Source organism: Pseudomonas sp. IPO3747, assembly GCF_013385245.1.
In the GTDB taxonomy this organism is placed as follows: Bacteria; Pseudomonadota; Gammaproteobacteria; order Pseudomonadales; family Pseudomonadaceae; genus Aquipseudomonas; species Aquipseudomonas edaphica.
In genome coordinates, this window is the sequence record NZ_JACAQL010000010.1 from 101,290 (window position 1) to 120,000 (window position 18,711).

Annotated in this window: 18 protein-coding genes; 7 read left to right on the forward strand and 11 right to left on the reverse strand. The window is 58.2% G+C overall.

Annotation, left to right across the window (positions count from 1 at the left end):
• The first annotated feature begins 169 nt into the window (after positions 1-169).
• Positions 170-1,423 carry a serine hydroxymethyltransferase gene (gene glyA / locus HX790_RS16310; protein ID WP_053137906.1) on the forward strand — a complete coding sequence of 418 codons (1,254 nt, stop codon included), beginning with the start codon at positions 170-172 and terminating at the stop codon, positions 1,421-1,423.
• A 185-nt stretch (positions 1,424-1,608) separates the two neighbouring features.
• On the opposite strand, the gene yjiA is transcribed toward glyA, so the two are convergent.
• The 3 genes from yjiA to HX790_RS16325 form a co-directional block, all read right to left on the reverse strand.
• Positions 1,609-2,616, reverse strand: a complete 1,008-nt coding sequence (yjiA, locus tag HX790_RS16315; RefSeq protein WP_017139302.1) for a GTPase — start codon at positions 2,614-2,616, stop codon at positions 1,609-1,611.
• A gap of 131 nt (positions 2,617-2,747) precedes the next feature.
• The gene (locus tag HX790_RS16320; RefSeq protein ID WP_003194308.1) at positions 2,748-2,945 is read right to left on the reverse strand and encodes a YbdD/YjiX family protein; all 198 of its coding nucleotides are present in this window, start codon (positions 2,943-2,945) and stop codon (positions 2,748-2,750) included.
• A gap of 15 nt (positions 2,946-2,960) precedes the next feature.
• Complete coding sequence (locus HX790_RS16325) at positions 2,961-5,027, reverse strand: carbon starvation CstA family protein (protein ID WP_017139303.1); 2,067 nt, start codon at positions 5,025-5,027, stop codon at positions 2,961-2,963.
• Between the two features lie 173 nt (positions 5,028-5,200).
• Here HX790_RS16325 and HX790_RS16330 point away from each other — a divergent pair, with 173 nt between their 5' ends.
• From HX790_RS16330 to HX790_RS16340, 3 genes are all read left to right on the forward strand, one after another.
• The gene (locus tag HX790_RS16330; protein WP_017139304.1) at positions 5,201-5,569 is read left to right on the forward strand and encodes a PilZ domain-containing protein; all 369 of its coding nucleotides are present in this window, start codon (positions 5,201-5,203) and stop codon (positions 5,567-5,569) included.
• A gap of 386 nt (positions 5,570-5,955) precedes the next feature.
• Positions 5,956-6,453, forward strand: a complete 498-nt coding sequence (locus HX790_RS16335) for a hypothetical protein (RefSeq protein ID WP_017139305.1) — start codon at positions 5,956-5,958, stop codon at positions 6,451-6,453.
• A 259-nt stretch (positions 6,454-6,712) separates the two neighbouring features.
• Positions 6,713-7,459 (forward strand): sulfite exporter TauE/SafE family protein, encoded by a 747-nt coding sequence (locus tag HX790_RS16340; RefSeq protein WP_017139306.1) that lies wholly within the window; start codon positions 6,713-6,715, stop codon positions 7,457-7,459.
• 25 nt (positions 7,460-7,484) lie between these two features.
• Here the strand turns inward: HX790_RS16340 and HX790_RS16345 are convergent, their stop codons facing one another.
• From HX790_RS16345 to HX790_RS16360, 4 genes are read right to left on the reverse strand one after another with little or no spacing between them, the layout of a single operon-like run.
• Positions 7,485-8,219 carry a hypothetical protein gene (locus tag HX790_RS16345; RefSeq protein ID WP_176991795.1) on the reverse strand — a complete coding sequence of 245 codons (735 nt, stop codon included), beginning with the start codon at positions 8,217-8,219 and terminating at the stop codon, positions 7,485-7,487.
• Positions 8,220-8,245: 26 nt separating this feature from the next.
• A complete protein-coding gene (radA, locus tag HX790_RS16350; RefSeq protein ID WP_138451911.1) occupies positions 8,246-9,613 on the reverse strand; it encodes a DNA repair protein RadA in 1,368 nt (455 codons plus the stop codon).
• A gap of 35 nt (positions 9,614-9,648) precedes the next feature.
• Entirely contained in the window at positions 9,649-10,188 is a 540-nt protein-coding gene (locus HX790_RS16355) for an ankyrin repeat domain-containing protein (protein ID WP_176991796.1), read from the reverse strand.
• Between the two features lie 56 nt (positions 10,189-10,244).
• Positions 10,245-11,786 carry a catalase gene (locus tag HX790_RS16360; RefSeq protein ID WP_017139310.1) on the reverse strand — a complete coding sequence of 514 codons (1,542 nt, stop codon included), beginning with the start codon at positions 11,784-11,786 and terminating at the stop codon, positions 10,245-10,247.
• Positions 11,787-12,073: 287 nt separating this feature from the next.
• Between HX790_RS16360 and mscL the strand changes: the two genes are divergently transcribed.
• Positions 12,074-12,490: a large-conductance mechanosensitive channel protein MscL gene (gene mscL, locus HX790_RS16365; RefSeq protein ID WP_017139311.1), complete on the forward strand. Its 417-nt coding sequence runs from the start codon at positions 12,074-12,076 to the stop codon at positions 12,488-12,490.
• A 45-nt stretch (positions 12,491-12,535) separates the two neighbouring features.
• Here mscL and HX790_RS16370 read toward each other — a convergent pair whose 3' ends face one another.
• Positions 12,536-13,312 (reverse strand): ferredoxin--NADP reductase, encoded by a 777-nt coding sequence (locus HX790_RS16370; RefSeq protein ID WP_099547617.1) that lies wholly within the window; start codon positions 13,310-13,312, stop codon positions 12,536-12,538.
• Positions 13,313-13,744: 432 nt separating this feature from the next.
• Between HX790_RS16370 and HX790_RS16375 the strand changes: the two genes are divergently transcribed.
• Positions 13,745-14,455 (forward strand): LuxR family transcriptional regulator, encoded by a 711-nt coding sequence (locus tag HX790_RS16375; protein WP_017139313.1) that lies wholly within the window; start codon positions 13,745-13,747, stop codon positions 14,453-14,455.
• 166 nt (positions 14,456-14,621) lie between these two features.
• Positions 14,622-15,746 (forward strand): methyltransferase, encoded by a 1,125-nt coding sequence (locus HX790_RS16380; protein WP_169987340.1) that lies wholly within the window; start codon positions 14,622-14,624, stop codon positions 15,744-15,746.
• A 55-nt stretch (positions 15,747-15,801) separates the two neighbouring features.
• Here the strand turns inward: HX790_RS16380 and HX790_RS16385 are convergent, their stop codons facing one another.
• From HX790_RS16385 to HX790_RS16395, 3 genes are read right to left on the reverse strand one after another with little or no spacing between them, the layout of a single operon-like run.
• Complete coding sequence (locus HX790_RS16385; protein ID WP_010206690.1) at positions 15,802-15,969, reverse strand: DUF2474 domain-containing protein; 168 nt, start codon at positions 15,967-15,969, stop codon at positions 15,802-15,804.
• Between the two features lie 12 nt (positions 15,970-15,981).
• Complete coding sequence (cydB, locus tag HX790_RS16390) at positions 15,982-16,989, reverse strand: cytochrome d ubiquinol oxidase subunit II (RefSeq protein ID WP_017139316.1); 1,008 nt, start codon at positions 16,987-16,989, stop codon at positions 15,982-15,984.
• 1 nt (position 16,990) lies between these two features.
• Positions 16,991-18,430, reverse strand: coding sequence for a cytochrome ubiquinol oxidase subunit I (locus HX790_RS16395; protein WP_176991797.1), 1,440 nt, complete (start codon positions 18,428-18,430; stop codon positions 16,991-16,993).
• Between the last annotated feature and the right edge of the window lie 281 nt (positions 18,431-18,711).

Here is an 18,711-nt window from a genome sequence, read left to right on the forward strand (position 1 = left end):
GAATACCTTCAGGTGTGGGAGCTGGCTTGCCTGCGATAGGGCCAGTACAGGCACCGCCCATCCCTGGATGAGCCCCACTTGTCCGCGACATGATGTCCTTTCATATGCCATCTAAAACCCATTGGGTTAGAATGCCTTCCTTTTCTGCCCCCGATCCTTGAGGACCGCCATGTTCAGCCGTGATTTGACTATTGCCAAGTACGACGCCGATCTCTTCGCCGCCATGGAGCAAGAAGCCGTGCGCCAGGAAGAGCACATTGAGCTGATCGCTTCGGAAAACTACACCAGCCCTGCGGTGATGGAGGCTCAAGGTTCGGTTCTGACCAACAAATACGCCGAAGGCTACCCAGGCAAGCGCTACTACGGTGGTTGCGAGTACGTCGACGTGGTTGAGCAACTGGCAATCGACCGTGCCAAGGAACTGTTCGGCGCCGATTACGCCAACGTTCAGCCACACGCCGGTTCCCAAGCCAACAGCGCCGTGTACCTGGCCCTGCTGCAAGGCGGCGACACCATCCTGGGCATGAGCCTGGCCCACGGTGGTCACCTGACCCACGGCGCCAGCGTTTCCTCCTCCGGCAAGCTGTACAACGCCGTTCAATACGGTATCGATGCCAACGGCCTGATCGACTACGACGAAGTCGAGCGCCTGGCCGTTGAGCACAAGCCAAAAATGATCGTGGCCGGTTTCTCTGCCTACTCGCAGATCCTGGATTTCCCACGTTTCCGCGCTATCGCTGACAAAGTCGGCGCTTATCTCTTCGTTGATATGGCTCACGTAGCCGGTCTGGTCGCCGCTGGCGTCTACCCGAACCCGGTGCCTTTCGCTGACGTCGTGACCACCACCACGCACAAGACCCTGCGCGGTCCACGTGGCGGCCTGATCCTGGCTCGCGCCAACGCCGAGATCGAGAAGAAGCTGAACTCTGCCGTATTCCCTGGCGCCCAAGGCGGCCCGCTGGAGCACGTGATCGCCGCTAAAGCGATCTGCTTCAAAGAAGCCCTGCAGCCTGAGTTCAAGACTTACCAGCAGCAAGTGGTGAAAAACGCCCAGACCATGGCCAGCGTGTTTATCGAGCGCGGCTTTGACGTGGTGTCCGGCGGTACTGAAAACCACCTGTTCCTGCTGTCGCTGATCAAGCAGGACATCTCCGGTAAAGATGCTGACGCCGCACTGGGCAAAGCCTTCATCACCGTGAACAAAAACTCCGTGCCGAACGACCCACGTTCGCCGTTCGTCACCTCCGGCCTGCGCTTCGGCACCCCGGCTGTGACCACTCGTGGCTTTAAAGAAGCAGAGTGCAAGGAACTGGCCGGCTGGATCTGCGACATCCTGGCTGACCTGAACAACGAAGCCGTGATTGACGCGGTCCGTGAGAAGGTCAAGGCCATCTGCAAAAAACTGCCGGTGTACGGCGCTTGATTGCAGTTGCTTGAATAAAAAGCCCGGCTCTTGAGCCGGGCTTTTTTATGGCCGTTCTCAAATTGAAATACGGTTCAATGTGGGAGCTGGCTTGCCTGCGATAGCGGCCTGTCAGTTGGCACATCATTAGCTGACCCACCGCCATCGCAGGCAAGCCAGTTCCCACATTTTGAATGCATTTCGAGTCAGGGTTGGTAGACCCTGGCAAAGCCCTCGCGAATCTTGGCTTCCGGCAACTCATCAGCAATAAACACAATCACACTTTCGCGCGCCTCGCCCTCGGCCCATTCGGTGTCCCAATCGAAACCGTAAAGCTTGAGCACGCCCTGGAACACCATGCGCCGGTCTTCCCCGGCAATATTCAGTACGCCTTTGTAGCGCAGCAGTTGTTTGCCATGGTCCTCCAGCAGTTCGTTCATAAACTCGCTGAGCCGGTCGATATCCAGCGGCTGGTCGGTGCGCAGCACCAGGCTGGAAATACGGTCGATGGACGGCGCGGCACTGACCGGGCGCAGGGTCATGCCCGCGTTGAGATTAAAGCCGCGCACGTCGAGCAGTTCGGCCAGGTCGATTTTGCCGTGGTCGACCACGCGAATCGGCGCACGGCGGTTGATGCGGGTCAAGCGCTGGCTGAGGGCGTCGAAGGATGCCTCATCCACCAGATCACGCTTGCTCACCAGCAGGCGGTCGGCAAAACCGATCTGAGCCTGGGCGATGGTCTGGGTCAGGTGGTGCTCAGCATGGGCCGCGTCCACCAAGGTGATGATGCCGTCGAGGATGTAGCGCTCGCGCAGCTCCTCGTCGATGAAAAAGGTCTGGGCCACAGGCGCAGGGTCGGCCAGGCCGGTGCACTCGATCACCAGGCGGTCGAAGGCGATCTCGCCGCTGTCCAGGCGCTCGAGCAGCAGGTACAGGGCTTTGGTCAGGTCGGTGTGGATAGTGCAGCACACGCAACCGTTGGACAGGGTCATGACTTGCACCGGTTCGGCGCCCAACAGTTGGGTGTCGATACCGGCATCACTGAATTCGTTTTCGATCACGGCGATTTTGAGGCCGTGCTCAGCCTTGAGCAGGTGGCGCAGCAAGGTGGTTTTGCCGGCGCCGAGGAAGCCGCTGAGGATGGTGACGGGGATGGGAGAGGACAAAAAATTCTCCTTGAAGGAACACAGAAACAAATGTGGGAGCAGACCCATGTGGGAGCTGGCTTGCCTGCGATGCAGGCAACTCGGTCTATCAGGCAGACCGAGGTGATGCTATCGCAGGCAAGCCAGCTCCCACATAAAGCCTTGCTCCCACAGGGAGAAGCGCTAACCCGAATACCGGGTCAGCAGCACTTAGGCCCACCCTTGCCACCGTAACGGGCTTCCTGGCGTTCGCGGAAGAACGCCTTGTAGTCCATCACCGGTTTGTCCGGGTGCTTGGTTTGCATATGCTCGACGTAGGTGTCGTAGTCGGGCATGCCGACCATCAGGCGCGCGGCCTGACCGAGGTATTTACCGAGGCGACTGATGTCATTGAACATGGTTGCAATCCTCGTTTACGCGTCCGGTACAGCCTGAAACGGGGCTTCTTTGTCCGTGCGCTCTTTGTTGCCCCAGGCGGCGACGCCGACCTTGAGCGCATAGAACAGGATGCTGAAGACCACGAACAGGAACAGCGCCGTCAGCGTTGCGTTGGTGTAAGCGTTCCAGATCACGTGCTGCATCTGGTCGATGTTCTTGGCCGGTGCGAGGATCTGGCCGTTGGCCAGGGCATCGCTGTACTTCTTGGCCAGCGACAGGAAGCCAATCGCCGGGTTAGCGTCGAACAGCTTGATGAAGCCTGCGGTGGTGGTGCAGATCAGCAGCCAGACTGCCGGCAGCATGGTCACCCAAATGTAGCGCTGGCGCTTCATTTTGATCAGCACAACGGTGGCGAGCATCAGCGCGATACCGGCGAGCATCTGGTTGGAGATACCGAACAGCGGCCACAAGGTATTGATGCCGCCCAGCGGGTCGATCACGCCTTGGTACAGCAGGTAACCCCACATCGCCACGCAACCTGCCGTAGCAATCAAGTTAGCGGTCCAGGACTCGGTACGCTTGAGCGACGGTACGAAGGAGCCGAGCAAATCCTGGAGCATGAAGCGCCCCGCACGGGTGCCGGCGTCGACTGCGGTCAGGATGAACAATGCTTCGAACAGGATCGCAAAGTGGTACCAGAACGCCATGGTGTTTTCACCCGGCAGCACACTGTGCAGGATCTGCGCGATACCCACCGCCAGGGTCGGCGCACCGCCGGCACGCGCCAGGATGGTGGTTTCGCCGATGTCATGGGCCACGGCCGTCAAGGCTTCCGGGGTAATTGCAAAGCCCCAGCTGCTGACGGTTTGCGCCACAGTCACCACATCACCACCGACCACCGCAGCCGGGCTGTTCATGGCGAAATACACGCCGGGCTCGATCACCGAGGCGGCAACCATGGCCATGATGGCCACGAACGACTCCATCAGCATCGCGCCGTAACCGATGTAGCGCGAGTTGACTTCGTTATCCAGCAGCTTGGGCGTGGTGCCCGAGGAAATCAGTGCGTGGAAACCCGAGACCGCGCCACAGGCAATGGTAATGAACAGGAACGGGAACAGGCCGCCCTTCCACACCGGGCCAGTGCCGTCGATGAATTGGGTGAGGGCCGGCATTTTCAGCTCTGGCATGGTGACCAGAATGCCGATCGCCAGGGCGATGATGGTGCCGATTTTGAGGAAGGTGGAGAGGTAGTCACGCGGTGCCAAAATCAGCCACACCGGCAATACCGCCGCCACGAAACCGTAGCCGATCAGCATCCAGGTGATCTGGATACCGGTGAACGAGAAAGCCTTGGCCCACACCGGGTCAGCGGCAATCTGCCCGCCCAGCCAGATCGAACCCAGCAGCAACAGCACGCCGATGACCGAAATTTCGCCAATGCGGCCCGGACGGATGTAGCGCATGTACACGCCCATGAACATCGCGATCGGGATGGTCGCCATCACCGTGAAGATGCCCCACGGGCTCTCGGCCAGGGCCTTGACCACGATCAGCGCCAGCACCGCGAGGATGATGATCATGATCAGGAAGCAGCCGAACAGCGCGATGGTCCCCGGAATGCGGCCCATCTCTTCGCGAACCATGTCCCCCAGGGAACGCCCATTGCGACGAGTGGACAGGAACAGCACCATGAAGTCCTGCACCGCACCGGCCAGCACCACACCGGCAATCAGCCAAAGCGTGCCGGGCAGGTAGCCCATTTGCGCCGCCAATACTGGGCCGACCAGCGGACCTGCGCCGGCAATCGCCGCAAAGTGGTGCCCAAAGAGGATGTGTTTGTTGGTCGGCACATAGTCCAGGCCGTCATTGTTGAGCACTGCAGGGGTGGCCCGCCGTGGATCGAGCTGCATCACATTGTTAGCGATGAACAGACTGTAGTAACGGTACGCAACCAGGTAGATGGCGACAGCAGCAACCACAATCCACAAGGCGTTGATCGCCTCGCCGCGGCGCAAGGCCACTACGCCCAAGGCGCACGCTCCTACGATTGCCAGCACCAGCCAGGGTAGGTGGCGTAGCAGGCTATTATTATTTTTCATTTTTATATTCCAGCCAGGGTGGACAGAAAGACAGCCAGCCCGAGTTTAGCGCTGTTGGCCTTAAAGGCCACCCCCCTACGTTGGTCTAGAGCCTTGCAACCGTAAAAAAAGCAGAAATAAAGGCCCGATGATGGCGCAGGGCTACAATCCCCTTATCTCCAGAGGGTTTGACCATGAGCGAGCAACCGTCAGATCGGCGCCGTTTTCGGCGTATTGCCTTTGATGCCCGAACGACCATTGCGCAAGACCGCTGGAATTGGCCGGTGCAATTGGTGGACCTCTCGCTCAAAGGTTTGTTGGTGCAGCGCCCTGATGACTGGCAGGGCAATCGCGCTCAGCCGTTTGATGTGGATATCCGTCTGGATCCGCAGGCGCATATAAAGATGCAGGTCAGACTGGCCCACGATGATCATGGGCAGTTGGGGTTTGTGTGTGAGCACATAGACCTGGAGTCGATCGGCCATTTGCGGCGGTTGATTGAGCTGAATGTGGGCGATCATGAAGAACTGGAGCGTGAGCTGGGCGCCTTGTTAGAGATTTGAAAACCCTCTAAACCGCAGAGGCTACGGGTGTCTGAATAGATCCACTCACCCGCCAGCCTCCGCTACATCCTCATCAATAAAAGTCATACCTTTAGATCAAATCATCATAACAACCCCGCCTGCACGACCACCTGGAAACATATAAACCCTTCACAAAAACGACATACGTCATTTTAATTAAAACTGTAACAACTCAATCCACATTGAATTCGGTGGGAAAAATAAGCAACGCCGCTCCTTTCTTTAAAAAGCAACACTTCCAATAATGAAATTATTTTCATGATCGATCATTAAGACGATACGGTTCGCGCGCTTGATAAAAACACAGTTAATAAACTACATTTCACCTGCCCTTCCAGCCCGGCCCTCTAACAGGATGTTAAAGCATGCTTATTGCCAAAGCCGAAATCTTCTTGACCGAAATCCCCTATAAAAACCCCTACCAAACCGCTACCAACATAACCCCGAAGGGGCGGCATATAGTATTAAAGTTAACCACCGATACTGGCTTGGTAGGTTGGGGAGAGTCCGGAACTATCTCAAGACGCTATCCTGCTCAAGGTGATACTCCCGAAACCATGTTGGCCGTCCTTGAAAGTTATCTATGCCCGGCAATCATTGGAAAAGACCCTTGCGCATTCGAAGTTATCATGAGCCAACTCGACACGCTGATCAAAGGGCATCTATTTGCCAAGTGTGCGATTGATCATGCTCTGTTAGACCTCGCGGGCAAAGTGCTTAACATTCCAGTCTGCAACTTGTTGGGCGGTGCATACAACCTCAGCTATACCGTCAGTCGAAGTTTGCCATTTGCCTCCGCCATAGCGCAAGTAAAGCGTAATGTAGCGACGGGCGCTGCGGTATCACTGAGACATGTCTACTGATTACAAATCTTCATTTCAATTCAATATTGTGCAGCGGCAAAAGCCAAAAGGTATTAAAACTCAGTAGTCTTGTTTCAAAAGCGATGGGCGACACCTTTGATCGCCGTCGTCCGATCATTGGTGAATATAGCTTTGTGCACACCGCAAAACTGCACCTAACCGCTAATAGTAGGGACCGCAATTGCAACCATTGGGTAGACCCCCTCTACTTGAACGAATAACAATTAATGCACGTCATCAGGGATGCAGGTCTTTCAATATGATTGAGCATGAGTGGCTGATAGGCGCAGGGTTGGTCGTACTGGGTGTTATGACGGGTTTTATCGGCACCAATACCGGCGGCAGTGTATTTCTAACAGTGCCGGTGATGATCTGGCTCGGAATATCCCCACAGGCGTCGATAGCGACAGCCCGCCTGGCATCGGTAGGGACGATGTTTGCCGGATTAAGACACTTTCATAACAATGGAAAAGTGGATTACAGGTTAGCGGCCCCCGCAGCCGCACTTGGGTTGGCTGGCGCCTTGGTCGGTGCAAGTCTGCTCGTGCAAATAGATCCGGCGCTGCTGCATAAAATCATTGGCGGTCTGACACTGCTACTGGTGGGGCTTTCACTCATCAGGAAGCCTCACTCGCCGAAGACGGCCCCTTCTTCGCTCAGGCGCTTTTGCGGGTATATCCTGTTTATTCCCGTCGGCATGATCGGCGGCCTGTTCGGCGGGCAGGCCAAGCTATCAACTTATTTGTATATTATATTTTTTAAGAAAACGATCAGTGAGTCAATTGGCACACGTAAGGTGGGTGGCCTCATCCTCTCAGTCGGCTCGTTAATAATATTCGGTGTCAGCGGAATTATTAATTGGCAGTACGGGTGTTGCCTGATCATAGGCACGCTATTTGGCGCCAATGCGGGCGCCAAGTTTGCTCTTCAGAAAGGCGATAAGTGGATGGAAAGCGCTTTCAACGTAGTCGTGATTGCCTTGGCGTTGAAAATGATCTTCTGGTAGTGACGCTCTCACGGAAAAGCGACACTCAGGGAAACGCGGCACTCGGGGGGAATTCGCTTTCCGTGTCCCAATAACCCGCCTTCTGACGCGACACGGCCTGCCATTGCCCATCGATAAAACGATAGGTCGTGTAGCGGGTTGCGAAATCATCGTCGCCGTCACCGTCCATAAAGGACGAGACCTGCAGTAACTCATCCGTACCGCCGGCGGCTGGCGTGGCGATCTGCCAGGCGGCTTTGCCGGTCTGGGCCAGGGTCAGCGGCTCGACCTTGCCGGCCGCGCCCTTATAGCGCATTGGTTTGAGTTGCTGTTTGGCCGGCATCAGCAACTGAGTCGCCGGGCCGCTGTAACTGCCCATCGGCGCCGTCTGGTCGACGCTCAAAAAGTACACCGTGTCCGGCAGGCCTTTAAGCGGGGCCTTCTTGACCTTGGCCAAGGGGTAGCCAAGATCGTCGTGCGCCAGTACAGCGCCGGACGCCGACAGCAAACGTACCTGGGCGTTGAGCAACGGGTTTTCCACCAGATCGCCGGGCTCGTCAAATGAGTCCTCATCCAGGCCATTGCCCCAGATGTCTTTGTGCAACTGCGCGCTGATGCGCTGGTCTTCCAGCACCTGCAGCACGCTGCCGTCTGCTGTCGCCAGTTCCTGGGCCAGGCGGTAACCGGCCGGCAGTGGGGCCGACTCAGCCAAGGCAATGCCCGACAACCCGAGCAAGGCCACGAACAGGGCACATACCCCCCAACGATTGGTCTGTTGCATTGCGTTCATCCCTGATTGCTTCACGGTTATTCGAACAGTGCATCCAGCGCCTGTTCAAGGCGCGTGACGCCAATGACCTTCAACCCTGCCGGCATTTCCTTCGGCGCATTGCCCTTGGGCACGATCGCGCGCTTGAAGCCGTGCTTGGCCGCTTCTTTCAGGCGCTCCTGGCCACTCGGCACCGGGCGTACCTCGCCCGACAGGCCGACTTCGCCGAATACCAGCAAGTCATGGGGCAGCGGGCGATTGCGCAGGCTCGACATCACCGCCGCCATCAGCGCCAGGTCGGAAGCGGTTTCCAGCACCTTGACCCCGCCGACCACGTTGAGGAACACGTCCTGGTCGTGGGTAGGAATGCCGCCGTGACGGTGCAGCACCGCCAGCAGCATCGCCAATCGGTTCTGATCCAGGCCGAGCGTGACCCGGCGCGGGTTGGCCAAGTGGCTGTCATCCACCAGTGCCTGAACTTCCACCAGCATCGGGCGGGTGCCTTCCCACGTCGCCATCACCACACTGCCGGGGACTTCTTCCTGGGCGCGGGTCAGAAAAATCGCCGAAGGGTTGGAGACTTCTTTCAAGCCTCGGTCAGTCATGGCGAACACGCCCAATTCGTTGACCGCGCCGAAACGGTTCTTCACCGCCCGCAGCAAACGCAGGCGGCCATCGGATTCGCCTTCGAAATACAGCACGGTGTCGACCATATGCTCAAGCACTCGCGGCCCGGCCAAGGCGCCCTCTTTGGTCACGTGGCCCACCAGAAAAATCGCCGTACCGCTCTGCTTGGCATACCGCACCAGCAGCGCCGCACTTTCGCGCACCTGGGACACGCCGCCGGGTGCCGATTGCAGCTGCTCGGTGAAAATCGTCTGGATCGAGTCGATCACCATGACCTTGGGTTTTTCGATACGGGCCGTGGCGATGATGCTTTCGATGCAGGTTTCGGTCATGACCCGCAGTTGATCCTGGGGCAAGCCCAGGCGACGGGCGCGCATGGCCACTTGCTGCTGGGACTCCTCACCCGTGACGTACAGCGCCGGCATGCGGCTGGCAATGCTGCACAGGGTTTGCAGCAGGATGGTCGATTTGCCGATGCCGGGGTCGCCGCCGATCAGCACCACCGAACCGTCCACCAGCCCGCCGCCGAGCACTCGGTCCAGCTCGCCGGACGCCGTGGAGAAACGTGGGATTTCCTCGACGCTGACTTCAGCCAACGTCTTGATCTGCGCCTGTTGCCCGGTCCAGCCGGCGCGGCCGGTGGGGGCTGCGGCGCCGCCGCTTTCGATCATGGTTTCCGTCAGGGTGTTCCACGCGCCGCACTCGGTGCACTGGCCGGCCCACTTGGGAAAGGTCGCGCCGCACTCGGTGCAGCCGTACATGCGCTTGGCCTTTGCCATTTGAGAACCTCCAACCGAAAAACCGCGATGATAGCTCAGCGCGGCGCCGGGGTCCGGATTTCACCACTGGCCAAACGTGAAGCGCTGTTGCCGATCGGGTCTTCGGCGTTTAGGTCGGCGCCTTTGGCCTTTAACTCATCCAGCAATTCAACGCGCTTGAACAGCCCGGCGTACATGGCGGCGGTCTGCCCGGCGCCGTTGCGCTGGTCGGGGTTGCAGTCGGTGGCGAGCAGGCGCCGGGCGATTTTCAGCTCGCCTTTGAAGATCGCGCCCATTAATGCGGTGTTACCGCGCTTGTCCTGCACACAGGCGTCGGCGCCGGCGTTGAGCAGGCGTTCCACGAATGGAGCCTGGCCGTGGTAGGCGGCAAGGATCAGCGCGGTGTAACCCTTGTCGTCCTGGGTGTTGAGGCTGTAGCCAGATTCTATGAAGGTGTTGAGCATCTCGATATCGCCACGACGGGCAGCATCGAAATAGTAGTCCTGCAACTGAGCCTTGAGCGCGACCGGGTCGGGTGACTCGGCATGGGCGACAAAGGCCAGCATGGCCATCAGTAAACCGATAGAAATTCGCATGAGTTTTCTCCAGCTCGGGGTCGACGCCTATCAGCGGGCGCCGACCGTAACCAACGTCAGTCAGTCAGTTTTTCTGCCAGCGCCTTGACGCGCGCCAGGTCGCCTTTGGCAACCTTGGTCACGCCAGTGCCGTACTCAGGGTCAGCCTTATAGAGGAACGACAGGATGATGTGCTTGCTCTCGTCATCGGTGGTGGCCAGGGAGCCGCCGAAGTTTTCGATCAAGTCCTGACGCTCTTTCTGGCTATAGGAGCGGTACAAGTCACCGGCCTGCTTGAAGTTCTGCTCGCGCTGGATCTTCGCCTGCTGGGTGCTGCCCGACAGCGCCGACTGGCTGTAACGCGCGGCTTGTGGTTCGTCACGTGGCAGCAGGCGGCTTGGTTGGTAGTTCACGCCCGTGGTGGTCTTGCCGGCGTTCATTGCGCCATCCTGGTTACCGTTGTTGACGGTGACACGCGGTGCGTTGATCGGCAGTTGCAGGGCGTTCGGCCCCAGGCGGTACATCTGCGTGTCGGCGTAGGAGAACACTCGACCTTGCAGCAGGCGGTCTTCCGACGGCTCGATGCCCGGCACCAAGTTGGCCGGGGCCATGGCCACTTGCTCGGTTTCCTGGAAGACGTTGGCCGGGTTGCGGTTCAGCACCATTTGCCCGACTTTGCGTTCCGGTACATTCGGCCAGATCTTGGTGGCGTCCAGCGGGTCGAAATCAAACTTGGCCAAATCCTCAGGTTTCAGCACTTGCACGTAAAGGTCCCACTTGGGGAAATCGCCCTTGTTGATGTGAGTGACCAAGTCGTTAGTCATATGGCTGTAGTCACGCCCCTGCACGTCGGTAACTTGCTTGGGGTCAAGGTTCTTGATGCCCTGCAGGCTCTTCCAGTGGAACTTGACGTAATGCACTTCGCCCTTGGCGTTGATCAACTTGTAGGCATGTACGCCGTTGCCGTCCATTTCGCGATAACTGGCTGGCGTGCCGGAGTCGGAATACAACTCGGTGAGCGTGCGGGTGGACTCTGGAACATGGGAGAAGAAGTCAAAACGACGCGAGTCGTCGTCAAGGTTAGTACGCGGGTCCGGTTTGAACGCATGGACCATGTCCGGAAACTTGATGGCGTCGCGGATAAAGAACGTCGGGAAGTTATTGCCCACCAGGTCCCAGTTACCTTCGCTGGTGTAGAACTTGGTGGCGAAACCGCGTGGGTCACGCAGGGTTTCCGGGGAATGGTTGCCGTGCACCACGGCAGAGAAACGCACGAATACAGGGGTGGCTTCACCGGCTGCGAAGACTTTGGCTTTGGTCAGGTCGCTGAGGTTATCGGTGACGGTAAAGGTGCCATGGGCGCCGGTGCCACGGGCGTGAACCACGCGCTCCGGGATGCGTTCACGGTCAAAGCGCTGCAGTTTTTGAATGAGCTGCACGTCTTGCAGCAGCACCGGGCCATTGGCCCCGGCGGTTTGTGAATTCTGATTGTCCCCCACGGCGGCACCGTTATCGCGGGTCAGGTTGGCGGCTTGTACGGAAAGGGACAGCAGACTGGCAGTGACCAATCCCAGCGCATATCGCGCGGAAACAGGCCTGCGGCTCATTGACGTGTTCATCGGGGTTTCCTCTGGCTTTTTTAGTGCACATTCAGTTGTGCTTGCCAGAGGCTAGTGACCTGCGAGTCAGAAGATAAATAGAAAAACACCACCGGGCTGATTAAGAAAAAAGTGTGGCAAGCCCCTGAAGTAGCGCGTATTTCGCGCGCGATTGGTGGCACTTTGCAAACTATTTACGATTTAATGGGTCGATAAAAATTGACAGTGTTAACGGTTGTGTCGAGCAAGCGGGCTACGACTGACTTACACTGACCTCCACCCTCCTCAACTGTAACAAGGAATAACCTATGGGCGTGATCAGTGAGTTCAAGGCCTTCGCGGTCAAAGGTAATGTGGTCGATATGGCCGTCGGTATCATCATCGGCGCCGCCTTCGGTAAAATCGTTTCCTCGTTTGTAGGCGACGTGGTGATGCCACCTATTGGTCTGTTGATCGGTGGTGTGGACTTCGCTGACCTGGCGATAACCCTCAAGGCCGCGCAGGGTGATGTGCCCGCTGTGGTCCTGGCCTATGGCAAGTTCATCCAGAGCATCATCGACTTCGTGATCGTCGCCTTCGCCATCTTTATGGGCGTGAAAGCCATCAACCGCCTGAAGCGCGAAGAAGCTGTGGCCCCAAGCCTGCCGCCGACGCCGACCAAGGAAGAGCTGCTGCTGGGTGAGATTCGTGATCTGCTCAAAGCACAAAACGACAAACCGCTTTAACCCGCGTTTGCCTGGAAGAGGCGCCTGTTTCAGGCGCCTTTTTTATTACCAGTAATTTTCCACCGCCACTTGCCCTGGGCGCCGGCTCAGGCTCAGTTGCAGGTCGCGCTGCTTGAGCAATTGGCGCGTGTCATCGACCATCTGCGGGTTGCCGCAAATCAGCACGCGGGAGTGCTCCGGGGTCAGTTCTACACCAGCAGCGCGCTCCAACTCGCCATTCTCGATCAGCGTGGTGATGCGCCCGTTCAGTGCCCCAGGGTGCTGCTCACGGGTGACGATGGGAATGTAGGTGAGTTTATGCGCGTACTCGGCCAGGTACTCACGCTCGCCGAGCGTGTTAATCAGCGACTGATACGCCAGCTCCTTGGCCTCTCGGGCGCTGTACACCAGTACGATGCGCTCGAATTTTTCCCAGACCTCGAAGTCCTGCAGGATCGACAGAAACGGTGCCACCCCCGTGCCGGTGCCCAGCAGCCACAGATCACGCCCGTCCACAAAACGATTCAAGGTCAGATAGCCTGTGGCCTGACGCTCAACCATCAAGGTATCGCCCACCTGCAGACGGCTTAATTCACTGGTGAACTCGCCCCCCGGAACGACGATAGAGAAGAAGTCCAAGTGTTCATCAAATGGCGAGGACACAATGGAATAGGCGCGCCACACCGTGCTGCCGTCCGCCTTGGTCACGCCCAAGCGCACAAACTGGCCGGCGGTAAACCGAAAGCCCGGGTCACGGCTGGTGCGCAGGGTAAACAGGCTGGGCGTCAGCGATTGCACTTCGAGCAGGGTCTGGCGGGTAAATTTCTCAGCGCTGGCCGTCATGGGGGGCTCCGTTGAACAGGTGCCCTAGTGTCTCTCAAAGTCGCGCAGGGAAACACCAGTGGTTTGTACTGGCATTGCCAGTGCGAGCAACAGCTATGCTGTTACAGCGCAAGCGCTCGGATCGGAGCTATCCAGTCCCAACTAATTATTTAGCTATTTCTCCCCTTCTAACAGGCCATTAGATGTCGCAGTGCAACTAAACAAATGCCAATTTAATATCACCACCAACCCATTGAACTTATAGGAATAACCCGAACATAAAGCACTATATGTACAAACGATCACTCATTGTATAAGTAATAAACAAACAAAATACGGGCATTCAGTAAAATTTTTTCACATTACGATGTGTAGGCTTTGTCCTACACTGATTTCCGTACCTCGCTGGGATCCGGGACGTGCCCAGGCAACAACACCCATGGAGAGTTACAAATGGTCAACTGGCGCAATACACGACTCCCCAAACTGGAAGGTGAGAACAAGATCACCACTATTTATGAGATGGTCGTCAATCACACCTATGAGCTAGGATTCGAATACTGCTCATTTACGATGAGTTCGCAACAACAAGCTACCCAAACCAAACCGATTCACTTTAATAACTACCCCAATGAATGGAATGCCGTTTACAAACAAGCGCATTTTTTTGACATCGATCCGGTAGTCGCCCACTGCAAACGTAGCGTGCTGCCTATCGTGTGGGATGAAAAAACCTTCAGCGCCGCACCCCACCTCTGGTCGTTGGCCCAGTCGTTTGGTGTGCATTTTGGATGGACCCAAGCCGTGCACGATTTCCAGGGTGTGTTCAGCATGCTGACCCTGGGCAGAAGCAACGGCGAAGTCAGCCCACAGGAGCTTTACGAGAAAGCCGGCCAGGTGCTCTGGCTTTGTCATGTGATGCATGCCGCGGTGGCACAAAATTATGCCGAAAAGCCGAGCGTCACAGCGCCTTGCAAATTGACCCCACGAGAAACGGAAATCCTCAGGTGGTCGGCCCTGGGCAAGACGGCTTCGGACATTGCCACGATCCTGTGCCTGTCGGAGCGCACCGTGGGCTTTCATATCAGCAGTTGCTTGAGAAAACTGGGGGTCAATAACAAGATTGCCGCCGTACTGTGTGCTTCCAAAGCAGGGTTGTTTTAACCGCTGAAGAAACACCGCATGTAATCCCATCGAAAAAAAAGTAACATTTACGGCCAATTCTGAGTGTTGATACGGCGCATTGATGCCGCTTCGTTGTTCACTCAGATGGTTGCGCCGGTTGCCCATGCCCGCTGCCGCCCCATCGATGACCCAGAGCTTCCCCGCCATGCCCCTGCTTGACAGCCCCTTCGCCCAGCTCGACCTGATTCGCCAGCCTGAGCAACACAATGACCCGTTGCAGGCCTTTGATGCTGCCGATGAGTACCTGCTCAGCTACCTGGCCGAGCAGCAGCCCGGCGCTGCTACCCGCGTGCTGGTGCTCAACGACAGCTTCGGCGCCTTGGCGGCCAGCCTCGAAGGCCGGGTGCACGTGACGTCCAGCGGTGACTCGTTTCTGGCAGCCCAGGGTCTGGAGAAAAACCTGGTGCGCAATGGCAAAGCTTTTGATGCCGTAGCATTCGTCCCCGCCAGCCAGGTCCCGACCGGGCCGTTCGACCGCGTGCTGATCCGCGTGCCAAAGACCCTGGCCCTTTTGGAGGAGCAGTTGATCCGCCTGCAAGGGCAACTGGCGCCAGGCGCCCAGGTGATTGCCGGCGCGATGGTCAAGCACCTGCCACGGGCGGCGGGCGAGTTGCTGGAGCGCTATATCGGCCCGATGCACGCGTCCCTTGCCCTGAAAAAAGCCCGTTTGCTGATCGCCACGGTGGACGCCCGCCCGGCCGCCGTCTCGCCCTACCCTACCCGCTACACCCTGGACGCACCGGCCATCGAGCTGTTGAACCACGCCAACGTGTTCTGCCGCGAAGGCCTGGACATCGGCACCCGTGCCTTCCTCCCGCACCTGCCAAACAATCTCGGCAGCGCCCGCGTGGCGGACCTGGGCTGCGGAAACGGCGTGTTGGCGATCGCCAGTGCCCTGCAAAACCCCGACGCGCAGTACACCCTGGTGGATGAGTCCTACATGGCCGTGCAGTCGGCGGTCGAAAACTGGCAGGCTGCCTTCGGTACGCGCGATGTAAGCGTACGCGCCGCCGATGGCCTCGCCGGCCAGGAAGCCCAGTCACTGGACGTGGTGCTGTGCAACCCGCCGTTCCACCAGCAACAGGTGGTCGGCGACTTCCTGGCCTGGCGCATGTTCCAGCAGGCGCGCGAAGCCCTGGTAGTGGGCGGTGCCCTTTATATCGTCGGCAACCGCCACCTGGGTTATCACAGCAAATTGGCGCGTTTGTTCCGTGGCGTTGAACAAGTAGCCGCCACGCCGAAGTTCGTCATTCTCAAAGCCCGCAAATAAAAAAGCCCTCGTAGCGAGGGCTGGAAAACCGGGCCGCAAAGCCCGGATCGGGATATCAGTGAGTGGTCAGGCCGGCCGCATTCATGAACATGCGCATCAGGCTGGCCACGACGAACAGGGCCAGCACGCTGCCGGTCCAGATCATCGCCAGCCACCCCAGGCGCCGCCATAACGGCTGTTTCTCGGCCTGTTCAATCTCGTGTAACGAAGGTTTGCCGGACATACAACGACCCTCCTAGTGGTAGCCGTCTTCGTGGGTGACCTTGCCGCGGAACACGTAGTAGCTCCAGAAGGTGTAGCCCAGGATAAACGGGATGATGAACAAGGTGCCCACCAGCATGAAGCCCTGGCTCTGCGGTGGAGCAGCGGCGTCCCAGATCGACACGGAAGGCGGAATGATGTTCGGCCACAGGCTGATGCCCAAGCCGCTGTAGCCGAGAAAGATCAGCACCAGCGTCAGCAGGAACGGCGTGTAGTGGGCATTACGCGCCACGGCGCGGATCAACCCGTACATGGTCACCAGCACCAGAATCGGCACCGGCAGGAACCAGAACAGGTTCGGCAGGGTGAACCAGCGTGAAGCGATTTCCGGATGCGCCAGCGGCGTCCACACACTGACGATACCGATCACTGCCAGCACCACAAACGCCAATGGCCGCGCCAGGTTGTGCATCTGCTCCTGCAACTTGCCTTCGGTTTTCATGATCAGCCAGGTGCAGCCGAGCAAGGCATAGGCGACCACCAGTGCAACGCCACAGAACAGGGTGAATGGCGTAAGCCAATCCAGCGAACCGCCGGTAAACTGGCGATTCACCACCGGAATGCCATCGATAAACGCCCCCAGCGCCACCCCCTGGAAGAACGTCGCGGCGATGGAGCCACCGATAAACGCCTTGTCCCAGAGGTGACGCTTGTCGTCCTTGGCCTTAAAGCGGAACTCGAAGGCCACGCCCCGGAAGATCAGCCCGATCAGCATCAGGATCAGCGGCAGGTACAACGCCGACAACACCACCGAATAGGCCAGCGGGAACGCGCCGAACAGCGCCGCGCCGCCGAGTACCAGCCAGGTTTCGTTGCCGTCCCATACCGGCGCGACGGTGTTCATCATCACATCGCGGTCGACTTTGCCGGGGATAAACGGAAAGAGGATGCCGATGCCCAGGTCGAAACCGTCCATCACCACGTACATCATGATGCCGAAGATGATGATCACGGCCCAGATCAGCGGAAGATCAATACCCATCTCAATTCCCCTTGTGCTGGATGTGGGTGTGGTCGTCGTCGCTGCCATCATCGGCGGCGGACAACGGACGGGCCGGTGTACGTTTCTGGCCAGGGCCACCATGGGTTGGCTCGCTGCCCTCGTGGGTCTGCGGGCCTTTGCGCACCAGGCGCATCATGTAGCCCAACCCGGCGCCGAACAGCGCGAAGTACACCACCACAAACAGCACCAGCGTGATGGTCATCTGCGCCAGGCTATGCCCGGAGGAAGCATCCGCCGTGCGCATCAACCCATAGACCACCCACGGTTGTCGGCCGATTTCGGTGGTGAACCAACCGGCAAGAATCGCGATCAGGCCGGACGGGCCCATCCACAACGCCAGGTACAGGAACGGCTTGGACGTATACATCTTGCCCCCCCGGCGCAGCCACAGGCTGAACAGACCGGTGAAGATCATCAGGAAGCCCAGGCCGACCATGACCCGGAACGACCAGAACACAATGGTCGAATTGGGGCGATCTTCAGGCGGGAACTCCTTGAGCGCCGGCACCTGCTTGTCCAGGGAGTGGGTCAGGATCAGGCTGCCGAGGTACGGAATTTCGACCGCGTATTTGGTTTTCTCGGCCTTCATGTCGGGCCAGCCGAACAGGATCAGCGGCGTCGGCTCATTGCCGATATTTTCCCAGTGGCCTTCAATCGCGGCAATTTTCGCCGGTTGGTGCTTCAAGGTGTTGAGGCCATGGAAGTCACCGATCACCGCCTGGATAGGCGCCACGATCAGGGCCATCCACATCGCCATCGACAGCATGGTGCGGATCGCCGGGTTGTCCTTGCCGCGCAACAAGTGCCAGGCTGCCGAAGAGCCGACGAAGAACGCCGTGGCCACAAAGGCTGCCGTGGCCATGTGCATCAGGCGATAGGGGAACGAGGGGTTGAAGATCACCGCCAGCCAGTCGGTGGGAATCACACGGCCGTCGATGATTTCAAAGCCTTGTGGTGTCTGCATCCAGCTGTTGGAGGCCAGAATCCAGAAGGTCGAGATCAGCGTACCGACGGCCACCATCACCGTGGCAAAGAAGTGCAGCTTGCGCCCCACTTTGTTCCAGCCGAACAGCATCACCCCGAGGAAACCCGCCTCAAGGAAGAAGGCCGTGAGCACTTCGTAGGTCAGAAGCGGTCCGGTGACGGCGCCGGCAAAGTCCGAAAAGCGGCTCCAGTTGGTACCGAACTGGTAAGCCATGACCAAGCCCGAGACCACCCCCATGCCGAAGTTGACGGCAAAGATCTTCGACCAGAAATGGTAGAGGTCACGGTAGGTGTCGTTGTGAGTCTTGAGCCACAAGCCTTCCAGCACCGCAAGATAACTGGCCAGGCCGATGGTGATCGCCGGGAACAGGATGTGAAACGAGATGGTGAACGCGAATTGAATTCGGGCGAGATCTAGCGCCTCCAAACCGAACATAAGTCTTCCTCTGTCAGGTAATACCGGCTGCTGGCGGGAGCCTGCACCCACTGCCCCCACGGATATGGAGTGTGGCGAATTTCAATTCGTTTCTTTTTTTACCCATCACGTAGGGATCCTGGCCTTGCGGCCGCCAGATCAATCCCGGGGCCGGTTTTGATCTGGATCAAGCATTGCTCAAAGAGTAGTCCCATTTTCGGACGAAAGCCGTGTGGTTCATTGACGCGTGACAGGTTGTCTCAGCTCAGTTCTTGCAACTATTTGTTACAGCTTGATGCTAA